Here is a 23,556-nt window from a genome sequence, read left to right on the forward strand (position 1 = left end):
CGGCCCGGGACATAGGATGTGACCCGTCGTCCCGGGCCCGAGCGCGCCCGGGCGAGGCCCTGCCCGTCCGAGCCGAACGGATGCCCCCGCAGCGATGAACCAGCCTGGACCGACCCCGCACTCCGACCCGCACGACCCGCTGGACCCGGTGGACGCCGCGAGCGACCTCGACACGGTCGAGCATGCCGCGGCGACGCCCGAGCAGCCCCAGCCCTCCGCGGACCTCGGCCTCACGGACGACGAGTACGCCCGGATCCGGGAGATCCTGGGCCGCCGCCCGACCAACGCCGAGCTCGCGATGTACTCGGTCATGTGGTCCGAGCACTGCTCGTACAAGTCCTCCAAGACGCACCTGCGCATCTTCGGGGAGAAGACGACGGAGGCGATGCGCGAGCACCTGCTCGTGGGGATCGGCGAGAACGCGGGCGTGGTCGACATCGGCGACGGCTGGGCGGTGACCTTCAAGGTCGAGTCCCACAACCATCCCAGCTACGTCGAGCCCCATCAGGGTGCCGCGACCGGCGTCGGCGGCATCGTGCGCGACATCATCGCGATGGGCGCCCGCCCCGTCGCCGTCATGGATCAGCTGCGCTTCGGCGCGATCGACGCCCCCGACACGGCGCGCGTGGTCCACGGCGTCGTCTCCGGGGTGGGCGGCTACGGCAACTCGCTCGGCCTGCCCAACATCGGCGGCGAGACCGTGTTCGACGCCGCGTACCAGACCAACCCGCTCGTCAACGCGCTCGCGATCGGCGTGCTGCGCCACGAGGACATCCACCTCGCCTCGGCGACCGGGACCGGCAACAAGGTGGTCCTGTTCGGGGCCCGCACGGGCGGCGACGGGATCGGCGGCGCCTCGATCCTCGCCTCGGAGACCTTCGAGGAGGGCGGACCGGCCAAGCGGCCGAGCGTGCAGGTGGGCGACCCCTTCATGGAGAAGGTGCTCATCGAGTGCTGCCTCGAGCTGTTCGCGGCCGACGTCGTCGAGGGCATCCAGGACCTCGGCGCGGCCGGCATCTCGTGCGCGACGAGCGAGCTCGCCTCCAACGGCGGCTCGGGCATGCACGTGGACCTCGAGAACGTGCTGCTGCGCGACCCGACGCTGAACGCCGGCGAGATCCTCATGAGCGAGTCCCAGGAGCGGATGATGGCCGTCGTCCGCCCCGAGCGGCTCGAGGAGTTCCTGGCCATCACGCGCCGCTGGGACGTCGAGACCGCCGTGATCGGCGAGGTGACGGGCGACGGACGCCTCACGATCGACCACTTCGGGCGCCGCATCGTCGACGTCGACCCGGTGACCGTGGCCCACGGCGGCCCCAGCTACGAGCGCCCCTACGCCCGACCCGCCTGGCAGGACGCGCTCCAGGCCGACCGTGCCGAGGCGCTGCCCCGGCCCGTCGGGGCCGAGGAGATCGCCGCGCAGATCCGCACCCTGATCGCCTCGCCGAACCTCGCGTCCGCCCAATGGATCACCGACCAGTACGACCGCTACGTCGGCGGCAACACGGCCCTGGCCATGCCCGATGACGCGGGCGTGCTCCGCATCGACGAGGCCACCGGGCGGGGGGTCGCGCTCGCGACCGACGCCAACGGCCGCTACACCAAGCTCGACCCCCGCACCGGCGCCCGGCTCGCGCTCGCCGAGGCCTACCGCAACGTCGCGACCACGGGCGCCGTCCCGCTCGCCGTCACCGACTGCCTGAACTTCGGCTCCCCCGAGGACCCGGGCCCCATGTGGCAGCTGGTCGAGGCGATCGACGGTCTCGCCGACGGCTGCCGGGAGCTCGGGGTGCCCGTGACCGGCGGCAACGTCTCGCTGTACAACTCGACGGGCGAGCCGGGGCGCATCGACTCCGCGATCCATCCCACCCCCGTCGTGGGGGTCCTGGGCGTGTTCGACGACGTCGCCCGGCGCACCCCCTCGGGCTGGCAGGGCGAGGGCCTCGCGATCTTCTGCCTCGGCACCACGCGCGAGGAGCTCTCGGGCAGCGCCTGGGCCGATGTCGTGCACGGGCACCTCGGCGGCCTGCCCCCGCGCGACGATCTCGAGGCCGAGCGCGTGCTCGGCGAGATCCTCGTGGCCGCGAGCCGCGACGGCATGGCCGACGCCGCCCACGACCTCTCCGAGGGCGGCCTCGTCCAGGCCCTCGTCGAGTCGTGCGTGCGCTTCGGGGTCGGGGCGCGCATCGTGCTCGACGACCTGTGCGACCGCGACGGCCTGGACCCGTTCACCGCGCTCTTCTCCGAGTCCTCCGCGCGCGCGATCGTGGCCGTGCCGCGCAGCGAGGAGGTGCGCTTCACGGACATGTGCACCGCGCGCGCCTTCCCGGCCCTGCGCATCGGGGTCACGACGGGGCGGTCCCTCGACATCCAGGGCGTCGGCTCCTTCGACGTCGAGGAGCTGCGCGCCCTGCGCGCGGCGACCCTGCCCTCCTACTTCGGCTGAGGCCCGGGCTCGGGCTCGGACCGGGCACACGTGGGCGCGGGCACGGACGGGGCTCGAGTACGGACGGGGCGCTCACTCCCCTCCCCGGTCGCCGAATGTCACCCCACGGCACCTATCAGGGCGGATAGGTGCCGTGGAGTGACACTCGCGGCGCCCGGGGCGGTCCGGGGTGCTGCGGCGGCCCCGGCGCGCGGGGCAGCCCGGAGCGCCGGGGCGGCCCGGAGCGCCGGGGTCGAGCAGCCAGACCGCAGCGAACCGCGGGCACGCCTCGGCTCAGCACACGGCACGCCTCGGTTCAGCGCACGGGACGCTTCGGCTCAGCGCACGACCTTGGTGGCCCCGCCGGGAGCCGAGTCGGGCCGTCCGGTGCCGCGCCGCGACCCGTCGCTCGGGGCGGCGCGCAGCGCCTGGACACCGCGGTCGGAGCGGGTCGTCGCGAAGCGGAGCACGTCCCAGGCCCGCGTGAAGGAGTAGTCGGCGGGCCCGGTGACCCACCGCTCGCTGTTCGAGCACGCCTCGAGCTCGTACTCCCCCTCGACGTACCGGCTGCCGGACGGCAGGGTCAGAGACGGCACCGTGAACTCGAGCTCGACCGTGAGCGTGCCCGCGAAGCCGCGCGTCGCCGTGATGTCGACCTTGCTGCCCAGGAGCGTCGCCGTGACGCCGGGGACGGGGCGCCCGCGGAAGTCGAAGGCCCTCGCGAGGCGCATCCGCTGGAAGTAGTCCTCGGCGCGGAGCTCGGCTCCTCTCGACGACGTCGCGTACAGGCCCAAGCGGACCGTGGTGGTGCCCTGGATCGCCCGGGCGACGGCATGCCCGTCGCTGTCGTCCGGACCGAGCGTGAGGGTGATCGAGTAGGTCTCCCCCGGCAGCACCGTGGTCGCCTCCGACTCCGGATCGCCGTTGGTCAGGGTCCACGCGTCCAGGGCGACGGTGGAGACCCGGGCCACCGTGTTCCCGTCGGCCGGGTAGGCGAGGAACGGGTTCACGCGCCGCATGAACGCGGCCATCGCGTCACGGTTGACCGAGGACAGCGGACGGAAGGTCCCGTCGGCGTATCCGCCCGCGACCCCGGCGTCGGAGAGCCAGCAGATCTCCTTGTAGAACTGCGTCGACGGGGTCACGTCGCGGAACGGCGACGTGCGGGGCGGGGTGTAGGGCTGCTGCCCGGCGAGCCGGTACAGGAAGGCGGCCATCGCGTCACGCGCGACGGGCAGCAGCGGCCGGTAGTAGCGGGCGCCGCCCTGGGTCCAGCCGGTCGACACGCCCTGCGCGGCGAGCCACTCGATCTCCTTCGAGAACTGCAGGGACGCCGGGACGTCGGCGAAGGTCGGAGGCGCTGCGAGGGCGGGCGCCGCGAGGGCTCCGCGCGCGCCGAGAATGCCAAGGGTCAGCGCACTGCGCCGCGTCATGCCGTGCTTGGGGGTCCTCGACGAAGGGGCGACCGACGGCCGCAGGTGAGGTGAACTGTATCCCGTCCCGGCCCGCCGCGAGGCCGTTGCGCCGAGATGGCCTCGATGCGGCGTCACCCCAGGTCAGCGTCGGAAGAGCGGGCGTCCCCAGGCGGCCCAGCGGGCGGTCGACGCCCCCGTGTCGGCGGCCGTCGCACGCAGGCGCGCGGTCGTGACGGCGGAGACGTCGGCGGCGATCTCGGCGGTCGTGCCGGGGGCGACGCGCGCGCTCGCAACGACGGCCCCGCTCGCGGCGTCGACGACCTCGAAGCGCACCGAGGCCGACGACGTCGCGGAGGCGTGCGCGACCGTCGCCGTGAGCCGCCGCGCTCCGATCGGCACCGGATGATCGCTGCTGCCCCGCGCATCGGCGCCGAAGAGCGTCACGGAGATCGCCGTCTCGAAGGTCGAGCCCGCGATCGTGTGGTGGTCCTCGCCGCGGATCGCGGCATAGGGGTGACCGAAGCCCACCGTGAGGTTCGCATCGGTCGCGTCGTCGAACAGGACGGCGGCGGTGCTCTCCCCCGACGGCATCGAGCGCAGGCGGTACATGAACGCCGCCATCGCGTCGCGGGCGACGGCCAGACCGGGACGGTACGTGCGGTCGGGCCATCCCGTCGAGATGCCGCGCGCGGACAGCCAGCAGATCTCGGTGTAGAAGAGCGAGGAGGTGGCGACGTCCGTGAAGGGAGAGCTCGTGGGGGCCGCGTACCAGGGGCTCCGGGCGAAGCGGTACATGAACGCGGCCATCGCCTCACGGGAGACGGGGGCGAGGGGACGGTAGGTCGCATCGGCGTAGCCCGTCGAGATGCCCTGGTCCGCGAGCCAGCAGATCTCGGCGTAGAACTGGGAGCCGCGCGGCACGTCCGTGAACGGCGAGACGAGCGGCGCCGGGTACGGCGGCGTGCCTGCGAGACGGTAGAGGAACGCCGCCATCGCGTCACGGTTGACGGGGTCGAGGGGGCGGTAGACCTTCTTCCCGCCCTGGTCGTAGCCGGTGCTGATGCCCGTCGAGGCCATCCACTCGATCTCACGGGCGAACTGGGCATCGGGGCCGACGTCGGCGAAGGTGCTCATGGGTCACGTCCTGCGCAGGGCGCCGGCGGCGCGGTAGAGGGCGCTGCGGGCGCTGCGGGCGCCGCGGCGGGCGAGCTGGACGGCGCTGCGCTCCTCGAGCCGGGCGCCGTGGTGGCGCGACTCGTCCTCGAGAGCGGCGAGGCGCGCACCGACCTCGGCGAGCTGGCCGGAGACGGCGTCGAGCCGTGCGAGCAGCTCGTCGTGGGTGCGTGCGAGGCCCTCGGTCGCGCGGTCGACCTGCTCGCCGACCGTGCGGGAGATGAACATCGGCAGCCCGATGCCGTGCTCTCCCACCCACTCCCGGAAGTACGCGTCGGCCAGGGTGAGGTCGACGTCGTGATGGGCGTCGTCCATCGCGAACATCGAGTTGGAGTCCGCGCCCGCGGCGCTCGGCCGCAGGTGCCACCGGGCCAGCGGCAGGTCGAGGAAGCCGACGGCGCCGTGCTGGAGCAGGCGCAGATGGAACTCGTAGTCGCCGACCGCGGGCAGGTCCTCGCGGAACAGCCCCAGCTCGTCGTGCACGCGGCGCCGGTGCACGACGGCGATGGGCGTCGTGCGGTTGACCGTCATGAAGTCGGCCAGCCGCATCGCGTGCAGGCGCGGCCACGAGAGGAAGCGCTCGTCCTCGACGAGCGTGGTCCCCTCCTGGTGCTCGTGCACGATCTCCGTGCGCACGACGACGGCGGACTCCTCGGGGTGCCTCCGCAGATGCTCGACGGTGCGCTGGAGGAAGGTGGGGTGCCACGTGTCGTCGTCGTCATGGATGCACAGCAGCTCGGACGCGGTGGCCGTGATGCCGGCATTGCTCGCCGCCTCCATGCCGGTGGACTCGGCACGGTGCAGCACGCCGATGCGGCCGAAGGACTCGTGGGCGTAGCGGGCGACCACGGCGTCGACGGCCTCGGCGTCGCCCGCGTCGTCGACGATGACGAGCTGCCAGTCCGCGCGGGTCTGGGAGAGCACGTCGCGCACGGCGCGATCGAGCATGACCGGGCGGTCCTTCGTGCGCATCACGACGGCGACGGTCGGCTCGTCGTGGCGGCCGGCCTGCTCCTGCGGGCTGAACGGGGCGAGCAGGGCCCGCAGAGGGGCGTCGAAGCGGGCGTCGGCCCCGAGGGCGGCGGCCCCGGGGTCCGGATCGGGCGCCTCCTCGCCCGTCACGGCGGCGGCGACCGCGTCCCACCAGCGCTCGGAGCATGCCAGGAGCTCGTCGCGCCGGGCCGTCAGACGGGCGTGCTCGGCGGGGCGGGCGGCGACGAGGGCGTCGAGGGCGGCGTCGAGCACGGCCGTGGCGCCGCCCGTGGCGGGGTCCCAGAGCGCGGCGAAGGGCACGCTGGCGTGGGTCATGCCGGCGTGGCGGAGGGCCCCGTCGAGACGGCTCGCGCCGTACCGGTCGAGCGGCACCGCGAGCACGGACGAGGCCGCGAGGGTCCCGAACACGACGGGGTGGAAGCGGGTCGAGACGATCCATCGGGACCGTGCCTGGCGGGCTGCGGCGCGATCGGCCCGCTCGAGGGGCGCCAGCGTGCTCGGGGTGCCCATGGCCGCCGCGACCCGCTCGTGCAGGCTCACGTCCGAGCCGCCGGTGTCGGGGTCGGCCATGTGGGGGACGAACTCGACCTCGGCCCCGGTCCGGTCGGCGAGGCCGTCGAGGGCCGCGGCCATGACCTGCACGTAGTCCTCGACCGGGAAGGGCCAGGGGTCCGAGCCCAGGGTCACCGAGACCCGGTCCTCGAGAGGCTCCGCCCAGGAGAGGGGGAGCCCCACGGCGTCGTCGACGGTCTCCACGAGCGCGGGATGGTCCGGCCTGATCGCCCGGGCGCGCGCGAGGCTGCCGGCGTCGCGGAGCCCGACGAGGCTGCAGAGGTCCAGGAGCTCGCCGAGCGCCTCGGCGTCGGTCACCGAGAGGTCCGGGCCGATGCTCTGGCCGCTCAGCACGACGCGCGCCCCCTGGGAGGCGGCGACCATCGCGGTCGCGGCCCGCTCGGCGAGCAGCCAGCCGTAGCGGGAGTTCAGGGCTCCTCCGCCGCCGATCACGAGCGCGTCGACGTCCCGGTACCGCTCGATGATCCCGAAGAGCTTGTCCTCGGGCGGCAGCGCGCCGGACTCGCCCGCGAGCACGCGGCAGATCTCGTCGAGATAGCGCTCGCGGTCGCGCTCGGGCCACGGGAACGTGAGCGCGGGGATGCAGCGCGCGGGCGGGGCGCCGTCGGGCCCGTACTTCTCCTGGCGCGAGACCATGACGACGTCGAGCCCGCGCCGACGCAGCCGGTCCGCTCCCGCGAGGCCGATCGCCTCGTCGCCGACGTGATAGACGGTCTGGTCGACGTCGCACAGCAGCGCCACGCGGACGGTCCGGGACGATCCCCTGGCACGTGTCATGGGGTCAGCGTCCCACGATCGCCAGCCAGCGCACCATGAAGGCGGCCATCGCGTCGCGCGCCGTCGGGTCCAGCGGGCGGAAGGTGCCGTCGGGCCACCCGGTGCTGATGCCCCGCGAGGCCATCCAGGCGATCTCGCGGTGGAACTCGCTCGTCGCGGGCACGTCGCGGAAGCCGGCGCTCCCGGACACCGAGGGCGAGCCCGCCGCGCGGTACAGGAAGGCGGCGACGGCCTGGCGCTGCACCGGGGCGATGGGGCGGAACGTCGAGTCGTCGAAGCCCTTGACGATGCCCTCGGCGCGCGCCCAGCAGATCTCCTTGTAGTACATCGTCGACGGGCTGATGTCGGTGAACGGCGACCGCGACGGGGCGGTGAAGGCGGGTGACCCCAGGGCGCGATAGACGAAGACGACCATGGCGTCCCGCGCGACGGCGTCGAGCGGACGATAGGTCCCGTCGGGCCAGCCCGTGACGATCCCGCTCGCCGCGAGCTCCTCGATCTCGTCGTGGAACTGCAGGGTGGGCGGCACGTCGACGAACCGCGAGGTCGAGAACGACACGCTGCCGCCGCGGCGCACCGCCGTCCCCTTCTCGAAGGTCTGCGACTCCGCGCCGCCGCCGCTCGTGACCTTCCCGGTCGGGCGCCCCCACGACGGCCGCCACGAGGAGCCGAAGGTCGTCGCGTACGCGACCGCGTCGCGATCGCCGTCGCTCAGGACGAGGCCCGCGGTCAGGACGGTGACGGTGTAGTCGCCGTCGTCGTGCGCGACCTGGGTGACGGTGCCCAGGGCCGCCTCTCCCCCGGCGGCCGTGAAGGCGTCCAGATGCAGGCGCCAGGCGCCGTCGAGCCGGGCCTGGATCGCGGAGCGGATGGCGTCGAGCTGGTTGAACAGCGCGGTGCCGGGGCAGTCGGTGACGTTGACGTCGCGGTGGCTGAACAGGCGCGGGAGGGACATGGTCGAGCCCACGGGGTAGCGCAGGCCGCTCACGGTGACGGGGAAGCCGCTCTTCTCGGACACCGTCGGGTGGAAGGCGGAGATGAGGCGCCAGGCCGCGACCTGGGCGATCGCCTCGCGGGCGGCGGCGGGGGCCTGGGTGCTCGTGTAGCTGCCCAGCAGCGAGATCCCGAAGGTGCGCGAGTTGACGCCGCGGGCATGGGCGCCCGTGACGTTGAGCAGGAGGCCGCCCTTGCGCCCCTCGAAGATCTGTCCGTACTTGTCGACGAAGGCGTTGTACCCGACGTCGGCCCAGCCGTTGGACTGGGTGTGGTACGTCAGGATCCCGCGGATGATCTGGGCGGACTGGGCGGCGGTGTAGCTGTTGGAACCCTCCGTGTGGTGCACGACGACGGCCTGGGTCCGGTCGTGCGTGCTGACGCCGCGGGTGAGGGACTCGTCGGCTCCCCAGCCCTCGCGGGTCACGAAGGCGGGGGCGTTGGGGCCGGGCACGGTGGTGCCCGCCGCCGCGGACGCCGCGAACGTGCGCGCGGAGCCGCCGTCCGCGGAGGCCGCCGAGGTGGTCACGACGTGCGCGGTGAGCTCGGTCGTGACGTCCTGGCCATCGCGCGTCGCCCTCACCTGCAGCCGGGTGACGGGTCCGAGCCAGGCGGGCTCGGTGCCGTCGATCGTCTCGCCCGTCATGGGGTCGAGCGCCTCGTGCAGCTCGTACCACGTGCCCCACGTGCCGTCGCCCGCGAGGCCGCGGACGGCGGTGCGGTCGGGGGCGGCGCCGGTCCAGGTGACGCCGAGCATCGTGCCGGGGCGGTCGATCGTGCGGACGCCGCCCGTGCCGGCGATCTCCTCGAGGTCGACGTCCCCGAGCGGGACGTCGACGACGCGGGTCGCGCCGCCGGTGACGTCCGGGTCGACGGGGTCCTCGGCGCGGGCCGCCGTCGGCACGAGCACGGCGGCGGGCACGGCAGCGGCGCCCGCGGCGAGCAGGAGGCGCCGGGACACGGAGAGGCGGGGGGACGGATCGGTCATGACGGGGCTCCCGGGGGGGGGGGGGAGGGTGCGGGGTTCAGGGGGGTCCTTCCATTGTGGGCCACCCCTCCCCCGGGGTTCGTCGACGGAAGGTCAACGCCGGGTCACGACATGGCAAGGGCCCCGATCCTCGCGGATCGGGGCCCTGGCGCCGGCGATGAGCGGGAGTGCTCAGGCCTCGTCGGTCGCGGCGTCCTCGACGGCGGGAGTCTCCTCCGGCGCCGCTTCGGTCTTCGCGGCGTTCTTGGTCGCGCCCTCGGCCTCCTTGACGACCGCCTGCTTGGGCGAGTACGCCTCGGTGACGAGCTCGATCACGGCCATGGGGGCGTTGTCGCCCTTGCGCGGCGCGATCTTCACGATGCGGGTGTAGCCGCCCGGACGCTCGGAGAAGGTCGGGGCGATCTCCTCGAAGAGCGAGTAGACGACGCCCTTGTCGCGGACCGTGCGCATGACGCGACGGCGCGAGGCGAGGTCGCCCTTCTTCGCCTGCGTCACGAGACGCTCGGCGAGGGGGCGCAGCCGCTTGGCGCGCGACTCGGTGGTGGTGATCGCCTTGTGGCGGAAGAGCTCGGTGGCGAGGTTCGCCAGGATCATCCGCTCGTGCGCGGGGGATCCGCCGAGACGAGCGCCCTTGGTGGGTGCAGGCATGATCGTTCTCCTAGATCAGATGAGGTCAGTACTGGTCGCCGAAGTCGTCGTCGCCGTAGGACTCGAGGGCGGCCGACGGATCGAACCCGGCCGGGGAGTCCTTGAGCGACAGGCCGAGCTCTGCGAGCTTCGCCTTGACCTCGTCGATGGACTTCTGCCCGAAGTTGCGGATGTCCAGAAGGTCGGCCTCGCTGCGGGCGACGAGCTCACCGACGGTGTGCACGCCCTCGCGCATGAGGCAGTTGTACGAGCGGACCGTGAGGTTCAGGTCGTTGATCGGCAGCGCCAGATCCGCGGCGAGGGCCTGGTCGGTCGGCGACGGGCCGATCTCGATGCCCTCGGCCTCCTCGTTCAGCTCGTGGGCCAGGCCGAAGAGCTCGACGAGCGTCTTGCCCGCCGACGCGACGGCGTCACGGGGCGAGATGGCCGGCTTGGTCTCGACGTCCACGATGAGACGGTCGAAGTCGGTGCGCTGCTCGACGCGGGTCGCCTCGACCTTGTAGGTCACCTTGAGCACGGGCGAGTAGATCGAGTCGACCGGGACCCGGCCGATCTCGCCGTCGAAGCCCTTGTTCTGGGCCGCGGAGACGTAGCCGCGGCCGCGCTCGACGATCAGCTCGATCTCCAGGCGTCCCGCGTCGTTCAGGGTCGCGATGTGCAGATCCGGGTTGTGGATCTCCACGCCGGCCGGCGGGGTGATCTCGGCGGCGGTCACCGCGCCCTCGCCCTCCTTGCGGAGGTACATCACGACGGGCTCGTCGTTCTCCGAGGAGACGACGAGGTTCTTGATGTTGAGGATGATCTCGGTGACGTCCTCCTTGACCCCGGGGATCGTGCTGAACTCGTGCAGCACGCCGTCGACGCGGATCGACGTGACCGCGGCACCGGGGATGGAGGACAGGAGGGTACGACGCAGCGAGTTGCCGAGGGTGTAGCCGAAGCCCGGCTCGAGCGGCTCGATGACGAACCGGGAGCGGTGCTCCGACACGACCTCTTCGGTCAGCGTGGGGCGCTGTGCAATGAGCACGTTGGGTCCTTTCTGCGAGCGTCCGCCATATGACGCTCTTTAAGGGGTGATGGCCTCAGAAGGGGTGGAGGGAATCTCGATGCGCCGAGCCCCTGCCGGTCCTGCCGGTAGGGACGGCGCCCGGATCAGACGCGCCGACGCTTGGGCGGACGGGTCCCGTTGTGGGGCTGGGGAGTGACGTCCTGGATCGAGCCGACCTCGAGGCCCGCCGCGGTGAGCGAGCGGATCGCGGTCTCGCGGCCGGAGCCGGGGCCCTTGACGAAGACGTCGACCTTCTTCAGACCGTGCTCCTGCGCCCGGCGCGCGGCGGCCTCGGCGGCCATCTGCGCGGCGTACGGGGTGGACTTGCGCGAGCCCTTGAAGCCGACCTGGCCGGCCGAGGCCCAGGAGATGACGGCGCCCGTCGGGTCGGTGATCGACACGATGGTGTTGTTGAAGGTGGACTTGATGTGGGCCTGGCCGTTGACGACGTTCTTCTTGTCCTTGCGGCGCGGCTTGCGCGCGCCGGAGGCCTGGCGGGTCTTGGGTGCCATGCGGCAGAACTCCTCGGGTGGGTTCAGGTGATCGATGTGCCGCTCGCGCCACGGGTCGTGGCGGCGGCGAAGAACTGCTGGACCGTGCGGGCCAGCGAGGTCAGCGGGCCTTCTTCTTGCCGGCGACCGTGCGCTTGGGGCCCTTGCGGGTGCGGGCGTTGGTCTTGGTGCGCTGACCGCGGACGGGCAGGCCACGACGGTGACGCAGGCCCTCGTACGAGCCGATCTCGACCTTGCGGCGGATGTCGGCGGCGACCTCGCGGCGGAGGTCGCCCTCGACCTGGTAGTTCGCGTCGATGTGGTCGCGCAGCGCGACGAGCTGCTCGTCGCTCAGCTCACGGACCCGGATGTCGCCCGAGACGCCGGTCGCGGCCAGGGTCTCGAGGGCGCGGGTGCGGCCCACGCCGTAGATGTACGTGAGGGCGACCTCGACGCGCTTGTCGCGCGGCAGGTCGACTCCCATAAGACGTGCCATGGTGCAGTTCTCCTACTTCTCCGGAGGCCTGATCCGTCACCTCGCATCGCCGACCTCGAGGGTCGTGCCCGATGCGCCGCAGCCTCCGTCTGCGAGTGGTCCCGCCGGGGCGGGATGGTGGCGGCTCTTGCGTTGTGTGGTGCCCCGAGGGGCGGGCGGCCCGAGGGCCTGGCCGCTCGTGCGGCCGGTGCGTCGACAGCGGCGGGGCTCAGCCCTGGCGCTGCTTGTGGCGCGGGTTCTTGCAGATGACCATGACCACGCTGTGGCGACGGATCACCTTGCAGTTGTCACAGATCGGCTTGACGCTCGGCTTGACTTTCATGGCTTCCTTCTTCGATCCGGGGCCGTCGGCAGACGGCCCCGCTCCGGACCGCGCGGATGCGCGGACAGGTCACTTGTAGCGGTAGACGATGCGGCCCTTGTCGAGGTCGTAGGGGCTGAGCTCGACGACCACGCGGTCCTCGGGGAGGATGCGGATGTAGTGCTGGCGCATCTTCCCGGAGATGTGTGCGAGGACCTTGTGCCCGTTGTCCAGCTCGACACGGAAACGCGCGTTGGCGAGCGCCTCCGTCACCGTGCCCTCGACCTCGATGACGCCGTCCTTCTTGGCCATTGATCCCCTATCTCCTGGTGCCCGTGCGGGCACAGGGTGTCGCGTCGTTTACGGTCCACGAGCAGGGAACGACCCGTGCAACCGCCCGGACGGCCGATCCCCTGGGGATCCGTGGTCGTCCGCTTCCGCAGATGAACGGGGCGCTCGAGTCGTCTCGTGCGCGGGTGCCTCCGAACGCGCGCGGAAAGCACCCGAGGATCGATCTTACACATGCCCGTCGGATCCGCCCAGACCGCCGAGGCGTCGGGTGGGTCACGTCTCGAGTCGACGCCCGCCCGGCCGCCGGCCGATCAGGCGGCGAGGGGGTCCGGTGCGGCCGTCACGCCGCGCGCGGCCAGCTCGGCCGCTCCGGCGTCGGAGGCGGTCAGCACGAGCAGGCCCTGGGCGGTGACCGCGACGGAGTGCTCCCAGTGCGCGGCACGGCCGCCGCCCGTGGCCACGACCGTCCAGTTGTCGTCGAGCATGACCCAGTCCCCCGGGCCCTGGATGAGCATGGGCTCGACGGCCAGGCACATGCCCACCTGGATCCGGGGGCCGCGGTCCCGCGTGCGGTAGTTCATGACGTCGGGCGGCTGGTGCATGGCGGTGCCGATGCCGTGGCCGCCGAAGCCCTCGAGGTGCGAGAGCCGGCCGCCCTCGGTGCGGGCGCACTGCTCGTCGACGTAGTCCTCGACGGCGGCGCCGATCTGGCCGACGCGCGTCGCGCCCGCGATCGCGGCGATGCCTGCCCACATCGCTCCCTCGGTCACGGCCACGAGGCGTTCGTCCTCGGCCGAGCGGGGGGTGCCGACCACGTGCGTGCGGGCGGCGTCGGAGTGCCAGCCGTCGACGATGCAGCCGCCGTCGATCGAGACGACGTCGCCGTCGCGCAGCTCCCGGGGCCCCGGGATGCCGTGGACCACCTCGTCGTTGACGCTGATGCAGACCGTCGCCGGGTAGCCCTGGTAGCCCAGGAAGTTGGGCGTCGCCCCGTGGTCGCGGATCATCTGCTCGGCGAGCGCGTCGAGCCGGCCGGTCGTGATCCCGGGCCGGAGCTCGGCGGCGAGCATGTCGTGAACGTCCGCGAGGAGGGCGCCCGAGCGACGCATCACGGCGATCTGCTCGGGGGTCTTGAGCTCGACCCGCTCGCGGCGCAGACGCGGGCTCACCGGGCCAGGGCCTCCATGATCGCGGCGTTGACCTCGTCGATCGAGGCCATGCCGTCGACCCGGCGGATCAGCCCGCGCTGCTCGTAGACGTCCACGAGGGGCGCGGTCTGCTCGGCGTAGACGTCGATCCGCCGCCGGATGGTGTCCTCGGCGTCGTCGGCGCGCCCCTGCTCCTTGCCGCGCTGGACGAGGCGAGCGACGACCTCGTCGAGGTCGACCTGGAGCAGGATCACGGCGTCGAGCGCGGTGCCGGCCGCGGTGAGCATGGCGTCGAGGGCGTCGACCTGGGCGAGGGTCCGGGGGTAGCCGTCGAGCAGGAAGCCGTCGGCCGCGTCGGCCTGCGAGAGGCGGTCGGCGACCATGTCGTTGGTGACCTCGTCGGGCACGTACTCGCCCTTGTCCATGTAGGAGGTGGCGAGCACGCCCAGCTCGGTCTTCCGGCTCACGTTGGCGCGGAAGATGTCGCCGGTCGAGATGGCGGGGATCGAGAGCGCCTCGGCGATGCGCGCGGCCTGCGTGCCCTTGCCGGCCCCGGGGGGCCCGACGATCAGCAGCCGGCGTGCGGGCGTGCGGTCAGGTGCGGTCATCGGAGGATCCCTTCGTAGTGGTGCTGCTGCAGCTTGGCGTCGATCTGCTTCACGGTGTCCAGGCCCACGCCGATGATGATGAGGATCGAGGCGCCGCCGAGCGGGAAGTTCTGCGAGGTCCCGAGGAACACGAGCGCGAGCATCGGGATCAGCGCGATGATCCCGAGGTAGAGGGCGCCCGGGGTCTGGATCCGGTTGATCACGTACTGCAGGTAGCGCTCGGTGGGCTTGCCCGCCCGCACGCCGGGGATGAACCCGCCGTACTTCTTCATGTTGTCGGCGATCTCCTCGGCGTTGAAGGTGATCGACGTGTAGAAGAAGGCGAAGAAGACGATGAGCGCGAGGTAGATCAGCGTGTAGAACCACGAGAAGCTCTGGCCCTGCACGAGATGGTTGTTGATCCACTGCACCCACCCGGCGGAGGGGTCCCCGAACTGGGAGATGAGCTGGGGGACGGTGAGGATCGAGGTCGCGAAGATGACCGGGATGACGCCGGCCTGGTTCACCTTGATGGGGATGTAGGTGGAGGTGCCGCCGTACATGCGACGCCCCACCATGCGCTTGGCGTACTGCACCGGCACCCGGCGCTGGGACTGCTCGACGAAGATGACGCCGATCATGACCACGAGCGCCACCAGGATCACGAGCGCGAAGGTGATCCAGCCCTGGAGCTGGAAGATCTGGCCGAGGGCCGAGGGGAAGGACGCGGCGATCGAGGTGAAGATGAGCAGCGACATGCCGTTGCCGACGCCGCGCTCGGTGATGAGCTCGCCCATCCACATGATCAGCACGGTGCCCACCGTCATGGTCAGCACCATCAGCAGGAGCGTGAGGATGGACTGGTCGGGGACCAGGGCCGCCGGGTCGCAGTTGGGGAAGAACTGGCCCGAGCGCACGAGCGTGATGATCGTGGTCGACTGCAGGACCGCGAGGCCGATGGTCAGGTAGCGCGTGTACTGCGTGAGCTTGGCCGTCCCGGACTGGCCCTCCTTGTGGAGGGCCTCGAAGCGGGGGATCACGACGCGCAGCAGCTGGATGATGATCGACGCGGTGATGTAGGGCATCACGCCGAGCGAGAACACCGACAGCTGCAGGAGGGCCCCGCCGGAGAACATGTTGACCATGCCGAGCACGCCGGCGCCGCCGCTCAGCGCCGCCGTCGCGCACGCGGTCACGTTCGTGTAGTCGAATCCCGGGGTGGGGACGAAGACGCCCAGCCGGTAGATCGCGAGCAGACCCAGGGTGAACAGGATCTTGGCTCGCAGGTCGGGGGTGCGGAACGCACGGATGAAGGCGTTCTTCACGTGTCCCTCCTCAGGGTCGCGGACGGACCGCGGGCCGGAAGGGCCCGGACGGTCCCGCGGGACGATGTGGGGCGCGCGGCACCGATTGGGCGCGCGGCCGCTCCGGATGCCGGGAACGTACGACGACGGGGCACCGCGGCACAGAATATTCTGCGCCGCGATGCCCCGTCAAAAGAGGATCACGCGGTCGTGACGGTCCCGCCCGCCGCCGTGATCTTCTGCTCCGCCGAGGCGGAGAACTTGTTCGCCGTGACGTTGAGCTTGACGCTCACGTCGCCGGTGCCGAGCACCTTGACCGGCTGGTTCTTGCGCACCGCGCCCTTGTCCACGAGGTCCGCGACGGTCACGTCGCCGCCCTCGGGGAACAGCTCCTGGAGCGCCGACAGGTTCACGACCTGGTACTCGACGCGGAACGGGTTGGTGAACCCGCGGAGCTTCGGGAGCCGCATGTGCAGCGGCATCTGGCCGCCCTCGAAGCCGGCAGGCACCTGGTAGCGGGCCTTCGTGCCCTTGGTGCCGCGACCGGCGGTCTTGCCCTTGGAGCCCTCACCACGGCCGACGCGGGTGCGCGCGGTCTTGGCACCGGGCGCGGGGCGCAGGTCGTGGAGCTTGAGGGGCGAGCTCTCGGTGTTGTTGTTCTCAGTCATGGATCAGTCCACCTCTTCGACCGTCACCAGGTGGGCGACGGCGCGGATCATGCCGCGGATCTCGGGGCGGTCCTCCTTCACCACCACGTCACCGATGCGCTTGAGGCCGAGGCCGCGCAGGGTGGCGCGCTGGGGCTGGGTGCCGCCGATGTCGGAACGGACCTGGGTCACCTTCAGCTGCATCACGCACCCACCTTCTCGGCGCGGGCAGCGGCGCGACCCTCGGCCTGCGCACGCAGGAGCTGCGCGGGCACGACGTCCTCGACGGGGAGCCCACGACGGGCCGCGACGGCCTCCGGCTCCTCGAGCTGCTTGAGCGCCGCGATGGTGGCCCGCACGATGTTGATCGCGTTGGTCGAGCCGAGCGACTTGGACAGCACGTCGTGCACGCCGGCGCACTCGAGCACCGCACGCACGGGGCCGCCGGCGATCACGCCGGTGCCCGGAGCGGCCGGACGCAGCAGGACGACGCCCGCCGCCGCCTCGCCCTGGACGGGGTGGACCACGGTGCCTTGGATGCGCGGGACGCGGAAGAAGTTCTTCTTCGCCTCCTCGACACCCTTGGAGATCGCCGCAGGGACCTCCTTGGCCTTGCCGTAGCCGACGCCCACGGTGCCGTCGCCGTCACCCACGACCACGAGGGCCGTGAAGGAGAACCGACGGCCGCCCTTGACGACCTTGGACACGCGGTTGATCGAGACGACGCGCTCGAGGAAGGCCGACTTGTCGGCGTCCTGGTTGCGGCCGCCGCGATCGCCCCGGCGCCCGCCCTGGCGGTCGCCGCGGCCCTGACCGCGATCGTTGCTGGTGTTGTCGTCCCGCCGACCGGAGGTCGCGGGACCGTTGTTCCGCTGCTGTGCAGCCATATCAGATCCTCTTCTCACTCGTCCGGGGGGCGATCACAGCGTTAGCCCGGCCTCGCGGGCGCCGTCGGCGACGGCGGCCACACGGCCGTGGTACTTGTTGCCGCCGCGGTCGAAGACGACCGCGTCGACGCCGGCGGCCCGGGCGCGCTCGGCGACCAGGGTCCCGACGGTGCGGGCCTTGTCCGACTTGGTGTCGCCCGAGGCGCGCAGGTCCTTCTCCATGGTCGAGGCCGACGCCAGGGTGACACCCCGGGTGTCGTCGACGACCTGGACGAAGACGTGACGCTGCGAACGGGTGACCACGAGGCGGGGGCGCTGCGCGGTGCCGACCACGCGGCGACGGACGCGCAGGTGGCGACGGCCGCGTGCGCGCAGCCGGGTGCCGCGGCCGCCGACGGAGTGCTTGCTTGCGTAACCCATGCTCACTTACCAGCCTTTCCGGCCTTGCGCAGGACGACCTCGTCGGCGTACCGCACGCCCTTGCCCTTGTAGGGCTCGGGCTTGCGGATCTTGCGGATGTTCGCCGAGACCTCGCCGACCTGCTGCTTGTCGATGCCGCTGACCGAGAACTTGGTCGGGGTCTCGACCGCGAAGGTGATGCCCTGGGGCGCCTTGACGACCACCGGGTGGGAGAACCCGAGCGCGAACTCGAGGTCGGTCCCCTTGGCGGTGACGCGGTAGCCGGTGCCGACGATCTCGAGCTTCTTGGTGAAGCCCTCGGTGACGCCGTGGACCATGTTGCTGATCAGGGTGCGCGTGAGGCCGTGCAGGGCCTTGGACTCGCGCTCGTCGTCCGGGCGGGCGACGACGATGGCGCCGTCCTCCGCTCGCGCGACGGTCAGGGGCGACGGCACGATGTGCTGCAGCTCGCCCTTGGGGCCGGAGACCGTGATGGTCTGGCCGTCGATGTTGACGTTCTGGACAGAGGCCGGCACTGCGACCGGCAGGCGTCCGATGCGGGACATTTCGCCTCTCCTCTTCAGCTCACCAGATGTAGGCGAGGACTTCCCCACCCACACCCTTCTTGGCTGCCTGCTTGTCGGTCAGGAGGCCGGAGGACGTGGACAGGATCGCCACGCCCAGGCCGCCGAGCACCTTGGGCAGGTTGGTGGACTTCGCGTACACACGCAGGCCGGGCTTGGAGATCCTGCGGATGCCGGAGATGGCGCGCTCACGGCTGGTGCCGTACTTGAGCTCGAGCACGAGGTTCTTGCCGACCTCGGCCTCCTCCTCATGCCAGCCGAGGATGTACCCCTCGGCCTTCAGGATGTCCGCGATGCGGGCCTTCAACTTCGAGTACGGCATGGACACGGTCTCGTGGTACGCCCCGGAGGCGTTCCTGATCCGGGTCAGCATGTCCGCGATCGGGTCGGTCATGGTCATGTCGTTTGCTTCTTCCTCACCGTGGTTTCCTGCGGCCAGCCGCAGGACCTGTGGCGATAGTCCTTACCAGCTGCTCTTGGTGACGCCGGGCAGCTCACCGCGGTGAGCCATCTCGCGCAGGCACACGCGGCACAGCCCGAACTTGCGGTACACGGAATGCGGACGGCCGCAGCGCTGGCACCGGGTGTAGGCGCGCACGCCGAACTTCGGCGCGCTCTCCTGCTTCTTGATCAGGGCGGTCTTTGCCATGTCAGTTCTCCTTGAAGGGGAAGCCGAGCAGCTTGAGCAGCGCGCGTCCCTCGTCGTCGGTGGTGGCGGTGGTGACGACCGTGATGTCCATGCCGCGGGTCCGGTCGATCTTGTCCTGGTCGATCTCGTGGAACATGACCTGCTCCGTGAGACCGAAGGTGTAGTTGCCGTTGCCGTCGAACTGCCGGGGCGAGAGGCCGCGGAAGTCACGGATGCGGGGCAGCGCGGTGGACAGCAGACGGTCCAGGAACTCCCACATGCGGTCGTTGCGCAGGGTCACGTGGGCGCCGATCGGCATGCCCTCGCGCAGCTTGAACTGTGCGATGGACTTGCGGGCCTGGGTCACCTGCGGCTTCTGGCCGGTGATGGCGGCGAGGTCGCGGATGGCGCCGTCGATGACCTTGGAGTCACGAGCGGCGTCGCCGACGCCCATGTTGACCACGATCTTGGTCAGGCCCGGGACGAGCATGACGTTGGTGTAGCCGAACTGGTCGGTCAGGGCGCCCTTGATCTCCTCGCGGTAGCGCTTCTTCAGGCGCGGCAGCTCGCGGGTCGCGGTGGTCTCGGTCATCAGATGTCCTTCCCGGAGCGCTTGGCGTACCGCACGCGCACCTGCTTGGAGCGGCCACCCTCGAGCTCGACGGTCTCGACGCGGAAGCCGACCTTGGTCGGCTTGTTGTCCTCGGGGTCGACGAGGGCGACGTTGGAGACGTGGATAGGCGCCTCGCGCTGCTCGATGCCGCCGCTGCCGCCCGCCGGGCTGGCCTTGAGGTGGTGGGTGCGGCGGTTGATGCCCTCGACGAGCACCTTCTGGGTCTCGGGGAAGACCTCGAGCACGCGGCCCTGCTTGCCCTTGTCGCCGGCGGCGAGGTCACGCTTGCCGGCCTTGTCGGAGTCGCTCGTGCGACCCGTGATGACCTGGACCAGGTCACCCTTCTTGATCTTCATCTTTGCCATGTCACAGCACCTCCGGTGCCAGCGAGATGATCTTCATGAAGCGCTTGTCGCGCAGTTCGCGACCGACGGGGCCGAAGATGCGCGTACCGCGCGGCTCGCCGTCACCCTTCAGGATCACCGCCGCGTTCTCGTCGAAGCGGATGTAGGAACCGTCCTGACGACGACGCTCCTTGGTGGTGCGCACGACGACCGCCTTGACGACGTCGCCCTTCTTGACGTTGCCACCGGGAATGGCGTCCTTGACGGTCGCCACGATGGTGTCGCCGATGCTTGCGTAACGACGACCGGAGCCACCGAGAACGCGGATGCAGAGGATCTCCTTGGCACCCGTGTTGTCGGCGACCTTCAGTCGCGACTCCTGCTGAATCACTCAGTACTCCTGTCGTCTCGTCGGTTCTCACCCGCGTGCGGGCCGAGCCTGACGGAACGGATGGTGGACCGTTGCGCGGGGATCGCTCCTCGCCGGGACGGCGGCGGGCATCAAAAAACCCTCCGGCGGACTCGGGCACACAGGACGCACGGGCCGGGGCCTGTGCTCATGCGGTGCGAGGTCTCCGTCGGGGGATGGACGCTGCCGTCCGCAGATCCGCGTCGACGCCGGACGAACCGGCGGCGTCGCGAGATCGCAACCCGTCCAGCATACGCGAGTGCGCGGCGCCCCGGAAGAGCGGGGCACCGCGCACGGTGTGTGCTTGGGCACGATGATCTCGTGCGGTCCCGGGTCGTGCGTGACGACGCCGGCGCCGCGGCGCCGGCGTCAGGCCCGGGCCATCTCCTCCTGCTCGAGCACGGCCTCGGCCTCCGCGACGATCGGCATCTCCGCGGTGTTGATGAGGGGGTTGGCGTCCTGGGTCGCGACGAGCTCGCGCGCCTCCTCCTCGCTCTCGACCGAGGGGAACGAGCCGATCAGGGGCCGGTTCGCGCTCTCGCGCATGCCCAGGCCGAGCACGGCGAGCCCGGAGAGCAGCGCGAACAGCATGATCCACAGCGCGGGCATGTAGCTGTTGCCGGTGAGGTGGATGAGCTCCTGCGAGATGAGCGGGGTGGTGCCGCCGAACAGGGACACGGACACGTTGTAGCACAGGCCCATCGCGCCGTAGCGCGCGGCGGTCGGGAACAGGGCGGGCAGGGAGCCCGCCGACGGCCCCGCGAAGAGGGCGACCGGGACGGCCATCAGGAACATGGCGAGCTGGATCAGCAGGAACGAGTCGGCGTGCATGAGCCAGAAGGCCGGGACGGTCAGCACGACGCCCGCGATCGCGGCGGCGCCGTAGACCCGGCGGCGGCCCACCCGGTCGGAGGCCCAGCCGACCACGGGGATCATCGCGCACAGCACGAGCAGGGCCGGGATGGTCGCGGCCGCGCTCGTCATCTCGTCATAGCCGAACTGGTCGCCGAGGTAGGTCGGCATGTAGCTCGTGAGCGCGTAGCCGGCGGTGTTGGTCGCGGCGACGAGCGCGATGCCGATCAGCAGCTCGCGCCAGTGGTGACGGATGATGCCGACGACGTTCTTGCGGCTGTGCACGCCTGCCGGGTCCGCGACGGCGGCGGTCCCGTCCTCGCGGGTCTGGTCGGTGGCCTCGAAGGCGGGCGTCTCCGGGATGTGCGCGCGGAACCAGATCGCGACCGCGCCGAGCGGGATCGCGAGCAGGAACGGGATGCGCCAGCCCCAGTTCTCCATCGCGTCGGGCCCCCACACCTGGGAGGTGATCAGGTGGGTCACGGCGACCGCGCCGGCGCCGAGGGCGAAGCCGAGGTAGGAGCCGACGTCGAGGAACGAGGCGAACAGGCCGCGCTTGCGGTCCGGCGCGAACTCGGCGACGTAGGTGGTCGCCCCCGCGTACTCGCCGCCGGTCGAGAAACCCTGGATGAGCTTGAGCGCGTACAGGCCGAAGGCCGCCCAGATGCCGATCTGGGACTGCGTGGGCAGCAGGCCGATGAGGGCGGTGGCGCTCGCCATCATCGCCATCGTGAAGAACAGGACCTTCTGGCGGCCGATCCGGTCCCCGAGCGGGCCGAGCACGAGGCCGCCGAAGGGGCGCACGATGAAGCTCACCGCGAAGCCGAGCAGGGCCAGGATGAGGTCGAGCTGCTCGTTGCCGGTCTGAAAGAACAGGTCGGCGAGCATGATCGCCATGTACCCGTAGACGCCGAAGTCGAACCACTCCATGATGTTGCCGACCACGGTCCCGCCGATCGCGGTGCGCATGCGCGGCCGGTCGACGACGTGGACGTCGTCGACGGCGAGGCGGGGATCGGGGGTGCGGGCGCGGCGGCGGGAGCGGCGACCGCCAGAGCCGGGGCCGTCCTCGGGGCCGCCCGGGGCGGGCGTCGGGCGCGGGTCGGCGGACGGGCAGAGGGGATGCGACGGGGTCGGGGAGTTCATCCAGGGCCTTCGATCGGCGGAGTGCACGAGGGGCCGCCGGAGCAGCGCTTCCTTCCTCGCGCCCCGTACCCGGAGCAGAGGCCGCGCCCCTCGGGAGACGGCGGCCGCCGCCCCGCGGGGCTGAGCACGGCGATATACCCAACCACCATTCGGGACGCTTGTCAGATCAGGTGCGCGCCCATGACCTCGGCAGATGCGCGCTGACCACCCGCATTATGCCCACAGCGAACACCTGGCGGAGGGCCCGATCGGGCCGCCACGGCGGCCTGGCAGGGCGGTGTCATGGCCCTCCGGCAGACCGGCGCCGGAGCTGGCTGCCGGGTGGGCGCTGAGGGCGGAGAGAGCGGAACGGGCCGGCCATCCCGTGAGGGATGACCGGCCCGTCTTGTGCGCGACCGTCAGGTCACTTGGCCTTCTCGATGACCTCCACCAGACGCCAGCGCTTGGACGCCGACAGCGGGCGGGTCTCCATGATGAGGACGCGGTCGCCGACACCGGCGACGTTCTCCTCGTCATGGGCCTTGAACTTGTTGGTCTTCTTCATGACCTTGCCGTACAGCGAGTGCTTCACGCGCTCCTCGACCTCGACGACGATGGTCTTGTCCATCTTGTCGCTGGTCACGTAGCCGCGCAGCACCTTGCGGTAGGGGCGCTCGTGGGAGGACGCCGGGGCGCCCTCCTTGTCGAGGTTCTCGACCTCAGCAGTGTTGTCGTTCATGACGTCTCAGTTCCTCGCTTCGCAGTCACTCGGCCGAGCTGGGGGCCTGACGGATCCCCAGCTCGCGCTCGCGCAGGATCGTGTAGATCCGTGCGATGTCCTTCTTGACCGACCGCAGTCGGCCATGGCTCTCGAGCTGACCGGTGGCGGACTGGAAGCGGAGCTTGAACAGCTCGTCCTTGGCCTTGGACAGCTCGTCGGCCAGCTTGACGTCGTCCAGCTTGTCGAGCTCCTCAGCGGTGAGCTTGGTCGCTGCCATCAGATGTCACCACCCTCTCGGCTCAGAATCCGGCACTTCATGGGGAGCTTGTGGATCGCGAGGCGCAGAGCCTCACGAGCCACATCCTCGGGGACGCCGGCGATCTCGAACATGACGCGGCCGGGCTTGATGTTGGCGATCCACCACTCGACCGCACCCTTGCCGGAGCCCATGCGGACCTCGGCGGGCTTCTTGGTCAGCGGACGGTCCGGGAAGATGTTGATGTACACCTTGCCGCCACGCTTCATGTAGCGCGTCATGGCGATACGAGCCGCCTCGATCTGACGGTTGGTGACGTACGCCGGCTCGAGAGCCTGGATGCCGTACTCGCCGAACGCCAGCTCGGTGCCGCCCTTGGCCATGCCACGACGGGTCGGGTGGTGCTGCTTGCGGTGCTTGGTCCTGCGCGGGATCAGCAT

28 protein-coding genes are annotated in these 23,556 nt (G+C 71.2%); 1 reads left to right on the forward strand and 27 read right to left on the reverse strand.

Annotated features, from left to right (window positions below):
- The first annotated feature begins 94 nt into the window (after positions 1 to 94).
- Complete coding sequence (gene purL, locus BRM3_RS00555) at positions 95 to 2,446, forward strand: phosphoribosylformylglycinamidine synthase subunit PurL (protein ID WP_263594178.1); 2,352 nt, start codon at positions 95 to 97, stop codon at positions 2,444 to 2,446.
- Positions 2,447 to 2,763: 317 nt separating this feature from the next.
- Here purL and BRM3_RS00560 read toward each other — a convergent pair whose 3' ends face one another.
- From BRM3_RS00560 to rplP, 27 genes are all read right to left on the reverse strand, one after another.
- The gene (locus BRM3_RS00560) at positions 2,764 to 3,858 is read right to left on the reverse strand and encodes an S-layer homology domain-containing protein (RefSeq protein WP_263594179.1); all 1,095 of its coding nucleotides are present in this window, start codon (positions 3,856 to 3,858) and stop codon (positions 2,764 to 2,766) included.
- Positions 3,859 to 3,981: 123 nt separating this feature from the next.
- On the reverse strand, positions 3,982 to 4,974 hold the full coding sequence (locus BRM3_RS00565; protein ID WP_396126997.1) for an S-layer homology domain-containing protein: 993 nt from the start codon (positions 4,972 to 4,974) through the stop codon (positions 3,982 to 3,984).
- A gap of 3 nt (positions 4,975 to 4,977) precedes the next feature.
- Positions 4,978 to 7,356, reverse strand: a complete 2,379-nt coding sequence (locus tag BRM3_RS00570) for a glycosyltransferase (RefSeq protein WP_263594180.1) — start codon at positions 7,354 to 7,356, stop codon at positions 4,978 to 4,980.
- Between the two features lie 4 nt (positions 7,357 to 7,360).
- A complete protein-coding gene (locus tag BRM3_RS00575; protein ID WP_263594181.1) occupies positions 7,361 to 9,337 on the reverse strand; it encodes an S-layer homology domain-containing protein in 1,977 nt (658 codons plus the stop codon).
- A 171-nt stretch (positions 9,338 to 9,508) separates the two neighbouring features.
- Complete coding sequence (gene rplQ / locus BRM3_RS00580) at positions 9,509 to 9,985, reverse strand: 50S ribosomal protein L17 (RefSeq protein WP_263594182.1); 477 nt, start codon at positions 9,983 to 9,985, stop codon at positions 9,509 to 9,511.
- A 25-nt stretch (positions 9,986 to 10,010) separates the two neighbouring features.
- Entirely contained in the window at positions 10,011 to 11,012 is a 1,002-nt protein-coding gene (locus BRM3_RS00585; protein ID WP_263594183.1) for a DNA-directed RNA polymerase subunit alpha, read from the reverse strand.
- A gap of 125 nt (positions 11,013 to 11,137) precedes the next feature.
- Positions 11,138 to 11,545 carry a 30S ribosomal protein S11 gene (gene rpsK, locus BRM3_RS00590; protein ID WP_263594184.1) on the reverse strand — a complete coding sequence of 136 codons (408 nt, stop codon included), beginning with the start codon at positions 11,543 to 11,545 and terminating at the stop codon, positions 11,138 to 11,140.
- A gap of 100 nt (positions 11,546 to 11,645) precedes the next feature.
- Positions 11,646 to 12,020, reverse strand: coding sequence for a 30S ribosomal protein S13 (rpsM, locus tag BRM3_RS00595; protein WP_263594185.1), 375 nt, complete (start codon positions 12,018 to 12,020; stop codon positions 11,646 to 11,648).
- A gap of 208 nt (positions 12,021 to 12,228) precedes the next feature.
- Positions 12,229 to 12,342, reverse strand: coding sequence for a 50S ribosomal protein L36 (rpmJ, locus tag BRM3_RS00600; RefSeq protein WP_263594186.1), 114 nt, complete (start codon positions 12,340 to 12,342; stop codon positions 12,229 to 12,231).
- Between the two features lie 69 nt (positions 12,343 to 12,411).
- A complete protein-coding gene (infA, locus tag BRM3_RS00605; protein WP_038371360.1) occupies positions 12,412 to 12,633 on the reverse strand; it encodes a translation initiation factor IF-1 in 222 nt (73 codons plus the stop codon).
- A gap of 290 nt (positions 12,634 to 12,923) precedes the next feature.
- Positions 12,924 to 13,721: a type I methionyl aminopeptidase gene (gene map / locus BRM3_RS00610; protein WP_263595481.1), complete on the reverse strand. Its 798-nt coding sequence runs from the start codon at positions 13,719 to 13,721 to the stop codon at positions 12,924 to 12,926.
- A gap of 56 nt (positions 13,722 to 13,777) precedes the next feature.
- Positions 13,778 to 14,368: an adenylate kinase gene (locus BRM3_RS00615; protein WP_263594187.1), complete on the reverse strand. Its 591-nt coding sequence runs from the start codon at positions 14,366 to 14,368 to the stop codon at positions 13,778 to 13,780.
- Positions 14,365 to 15,672: a preprotein translocase subunit SecY gene (gene secY, locus BRM3_RS00620; RefSeq protein ID WP_263594188.1), complete on the reverse strand. Its 1,308-nt coding sequence runs from the start codon at positions 15,670 to 15,672 to the stop codon at positions 14,365 to 14,367. The genes BRM3_RS00615 and secY overlap by 4 nt, the downstream gene beginning before the upstream one ends.
- A gap of 179 nt (positions 15,673 to 15,851) precedes the next feature.
- On the reverse strand, positions 15,852 to 16,319 hold the full coding sequence (gene rplO, locus BRM3_RS00625; RefSeq protein WP_263594189.1) for a 50S ribosomal protein L15: 468 nt from the start codon (positions 16,317 to 16,319) through the stop codon (positions 15,852 to 15,854).
- A gap of 3 nt (positions 16,320 to 16,322) precedes the next feature.
- Positions 16,323 to 16,505 carry a 50S ribosomal protein L30 gene (rpmD, locus tag BRM3_RS00630; RefSeq protein WP_318152421.1) on the reverse strand — a complete coding sequence of 61 codons (183 nt, stop codon included), beginning with the start codon at positions 16,503 to 16,505 and terminating at the stop codon, positions 16,323 to 16,325.
- Positions 16,502 to 17,185, reverse strand: a complete 684-nt coding sequence (gene rpsE / locus BRM3_RS00635; RefSeq protein WP_263594190.1) for a 30S ribosomal protein S5 — start codon at positions 17,183 to 17,185, stop codon at positions 16,502 to 16,504. The genes rpmD and rpsE overlap by 4 nt, the downstream gene beginning before the upstream one ends.
- Before the next feature lie 33 nt (positions 17,186 to 17,218).
- On the reverse strand, positions 17,219 to 17,605 hold the full coding sequence (rplR, locus tag BRM3_RS00640; protein WP_263594191.1) for a 50S ribosomal protein L18: 387 nt from the start codon (positions 17,603 to 17,605) through the stop codon (positions 17,219 to 17,221).
- Between the two features lie 2 nt (positions 17,606 to 17,607).
- Positions 17,608 to 18,150, reverse strand: coding sequence for a 50S ribosomal protein L6 (rplF, locus tag BRM3_RS00645; protein ID WP_263594192.1), 543 nt, complete (start codon positions 18,148 to 18,150; stop codon positions 17,608 to 17,610).
- Between the two features lie 19 nt (positions 18,151 to 18,169).
- Positions 18,170 to 18,568 carry a 30S ribosomal protein S8 gene (rpsH, locus tag BRM3_RS00650; protein WP_263594193.1) on the reverse strand — a complete coding sequence of 133 codons (399 nt, stop codon included), beginning with the start codon at positions 18,566 to 18,568 and terminating at the stop codon, positions 18,170 to 18,172.
- Between the two features lie 63 nt (positions 18,569 to 18,631).
- Positions 18,632 to 18,817, reverse strand: a complete 186-nt coding sequence (locus BRM3_RS00655; protein WP_263594194.1) for a type Z 30S ribosomal protein S14 — start codon at positions 18,815 to 18,817, stop codon at positions 18,632 to 18,634.
- 1 nt (position 18,818) lies between these two features.
- Positions 18,819 to 19,388 (reverse strand): 50S ribosomal protein L5, encoded by a 570-nt coding sequence (gene rplE / locus BRM3_RS00660; RefSeq protein ID WP_318152422.1) that lies wholly within the window; start codon positions 19,386 to 19,388, stop codon positions 18,819 to 18,821.
- Positions 19,388 to 19,774, reverse strand: coding sequence for a 50S ribosomal protein L24 (gene rplX / locus BRM3_RS00665; protein ID WP_263594195.1), 387 nt, complete (start codon positions 19,772 to 19,774; stop codon positions 19,388 to 19,390). The genes rplE and rplX overlap by 1 nt, the downstream gene beginning before the upstream one ends.
- A gap of 1 nt (position 19,775) precedes the next feature.
- Positions 19,776 to 20,144, reverse strand: coding sequence for a 50S ribosomal protein L14 (rplN, locus tag BRM3_RS00670; protein ID WP_263594196.1), 369 nt, complete (start codon positions 20,142 to 20,144; stop codon positions 19,776 to 19,778).
- Positions 20,145 to 20,531: 387 nt separating this feature from the next.
- The gene (locus BRM3_RS00675) at positions 20,532 to 22,160 is read right to left on the reverse strand and encodes an MFS transporter (RefSeq protein ID WP_263594197.1); all 1,629 of its coding nucleotides are present in this window, start codon (positions 22,158 to 22,160) and stop codon (positions 20,532 to 20,534) included.
- Positions 22,161 to 22,563: 403 nt separating this feature from the next.
- Positions 22,564 to 22,878: a 30S ribosomal protein S17 gene (rpsQ, locus tag BRM3_RS00680; RefSeq protein ID WP_263594198.1), complete on the reverse strand. Its 315-nt coding sequence runs from the start codon at positions 22,876 to 22,878 to the stop codon at positions 22,564 to 22,566.
- A gap of 25 nt (positions 22,879 to 22,903) precedes the next feature.
- On the reverse strand, positions 22,904 to 23,137 hold the full coding sequence (rpmC, locus tag BRM3_RS00685) for a 50S ribosomal protein L29 (RefSeq protein WP_263594199.1): 234 nt from the start codon (positions 23,135 to 23,137) through the stop codon (positions 22,904 to 22,906).
- On the reverse strand, positions 23,137 to 23,556 hold the full coding sequence (gene rplP, locus BRM3_RS00690) for a 50S ribosomal protein L16 (protein WP_263594200.1): 420 nt from the start codon (positions 23,554 to 23,556) through the stop codon (positions 23,137 to 23,139). The genes rpmC and rplP overlap by 1 nt, the downstream gene beginning before the upstream one ends.

The organism is Brachybacterium huguangmaarense (assembly GCF_025725725.1).
Lineage (GTDB): Bacteria > Actinomycetota > Actinomycetes > Actinomycetales > Dermabacteraceae > Brachybacterium > Brachybacterium huguangmaarense.

Excerpts from the sequence above, each read along its gene's own strand:
- purL (WP_263594178.1), top strand. The coding sequence starts at position 95 with ATGAACCAGCCTGGACCGACCCCGCACTCCGACCCGCACGACCCGCTG.
- BRM3_RS00560 (WP_263594179.1), bottom strand. The coding sequence starts at position 3,858 with ATGACGCGGCGCAGTGCGCTGACCCTTGGCATTCTCGGCGCGCGCGGA.
- BRM3_RS00565 (WP_396126997.1), bottom strand. The coding sequence starts at position 4,974 with ATGAGCACCTTCGCCGACGTCGGCCCCGATGCCCAGTTCGCCCGTGAG.
- BRM3_RS00570 (WP_263594180.1), bottom strand. The coding sequence starts at position 7,356 with ATGACACGTGCCAGGGGATCGTCCCGGACCGTCCGCGTGGCGCTGCTG.
- BRM3_RS00575 (WP_263594181.1), bottom strand. The coding sequence starts at position 9,337 with ATGACCGATCCGTCCCCCCGCCTCTCCGTGTCCCGGCGCCTCCTGCTC.
- rplQ (WP_263594182.1), bottom strand. The coding sequence starts at position 9,985 with ATGCCTGCACCCACCAAGGGCGCTCGTCTCGGCGGATCCCCCGCGCAC.
- rpsK (WP_263594184.1), bottom strand. The coding sequence starts at position 11,545 with ATGGCACCCAAGACCCGCCAGGCCTCCGGCGCGCGCAAGCCGCGCCGC.
- rpsM (WP_263594185.1), bottom strand. The coding sequence starts at position 12,020 with ATGGCACGTCTTATGGGAGTCGACCTGCCGCGCGACAAGCGCGTCGAG.
- rpmJ (WP_263594186.1), bottom strand. The coding sequence starts at position 12,342 with ATGAAAGTCAAGCCGAGCGTCAAGCCGATCTGTGACAACTGCAAGGTG.
- infA (WP_038371360.1), bottom strand. The coding sequence starts at position 12,633 with ATGGCCAAGAAGGACGGCGTCATCGAGGTCGAGGGCACGGTGACGGAG.
- map (WP_263595481.1), bottom strand. The coding sequence starts at position 13,721 with ATGCGTCGCTCGGGCGCCCTCCTCGCGGACGTTCACGACATGCTCGCC.
- BRM3_RS00615 (WP_263594187.1), bottom strand. The coding sequence starts at position 14,368 with ATGACCGCACCTGACCGCACGCCCGCACGCCGGCTGCTGATCGTCGGG.
- rplO (WP_263594189.1), bottom strand. The coding sequence starts at position 16,319 with ATGACTGAGAACAACAACACCGAGAGCTCGCCCCTCAAGCTCCACGAC.
- rpsE (WP_263594190.1), bottom strand. The coding sequence starts at position 17,185 with ATGGCTGCACAGCAGCGGAACAACGGTCCCGCGACCTCCGGTCGGCGG.
- rplR (WP_263594191.1), bottom strand. The coding sequence starts at position 17,605 with ATGGGTTACGCAAGCAAGCACTCCGTCGGCGGCCGCGGCACCCGGCTG.
- rplF (WP_263594192.1), bottom strand. The coding sequence starts at position 18,150 with ATGTCCCGCATCGGACGCCTGCCGGTCGCAGTGCCGGCCTCTGTCCAG.
- rpsH (WP_263594193.1), bottom strand. The coding sequence starts at position 18,568 with ATGACCATGACCGACCCGATCGCGGACATGCTGACCCGGATCAGGAAC.
- BRM3_RS00655 (WP_263594194.1), bottom strand. The coding sequence starts at position 18,817 with ATGGCAAAGACCGCCCTGATCAAGAAGCAGGAGAGCGCGCCGAAGTTC.
- rplE (WP_318152422.1), bottom strand. The coding sequence starts at position 19,388 with ATGACCGAGACCACCGCGACCCGCGAGCTGCCGCGCCTGAAGAAGCGC.
- rplX (WP_263594195.1), bottom strand. The coding sequence starts at position 19,774 with ATGGCAAAGATGAAGATCAAGAAGGGTGACCTGGTCCAGGTCATCACG.
- BRM3_RS00675 (WP_263594197.1), bottom strand. The coding sequence starts at position 22,160 with ATGAACTCCCCGACCCCGTCGCATCCCCTCTGCCCGTCCGCCGACCCG.
- rpsQ (WP_263594198.1), bottom strand. The coding sequence starts at position 22,878 with ATGAACGACAACACTGCTGAGGTCGAGAACCTCGACAAGGAGGGCGCC.
- rpmC (WP_263594199.1), bottom strand. The coding sequence starts at position 23,137 with ATGGCAGCGACCAAGCTCACCGCTGAGGAGCTCGACAAGCTGGACGAC.
- rplP (WP_263594200.1), bottom strand. The coding sequence starts at position 23,556 with ATGCTGATCCCGCGCAGGACCAAGCACCGCAAGCAGCACCACCCGACC.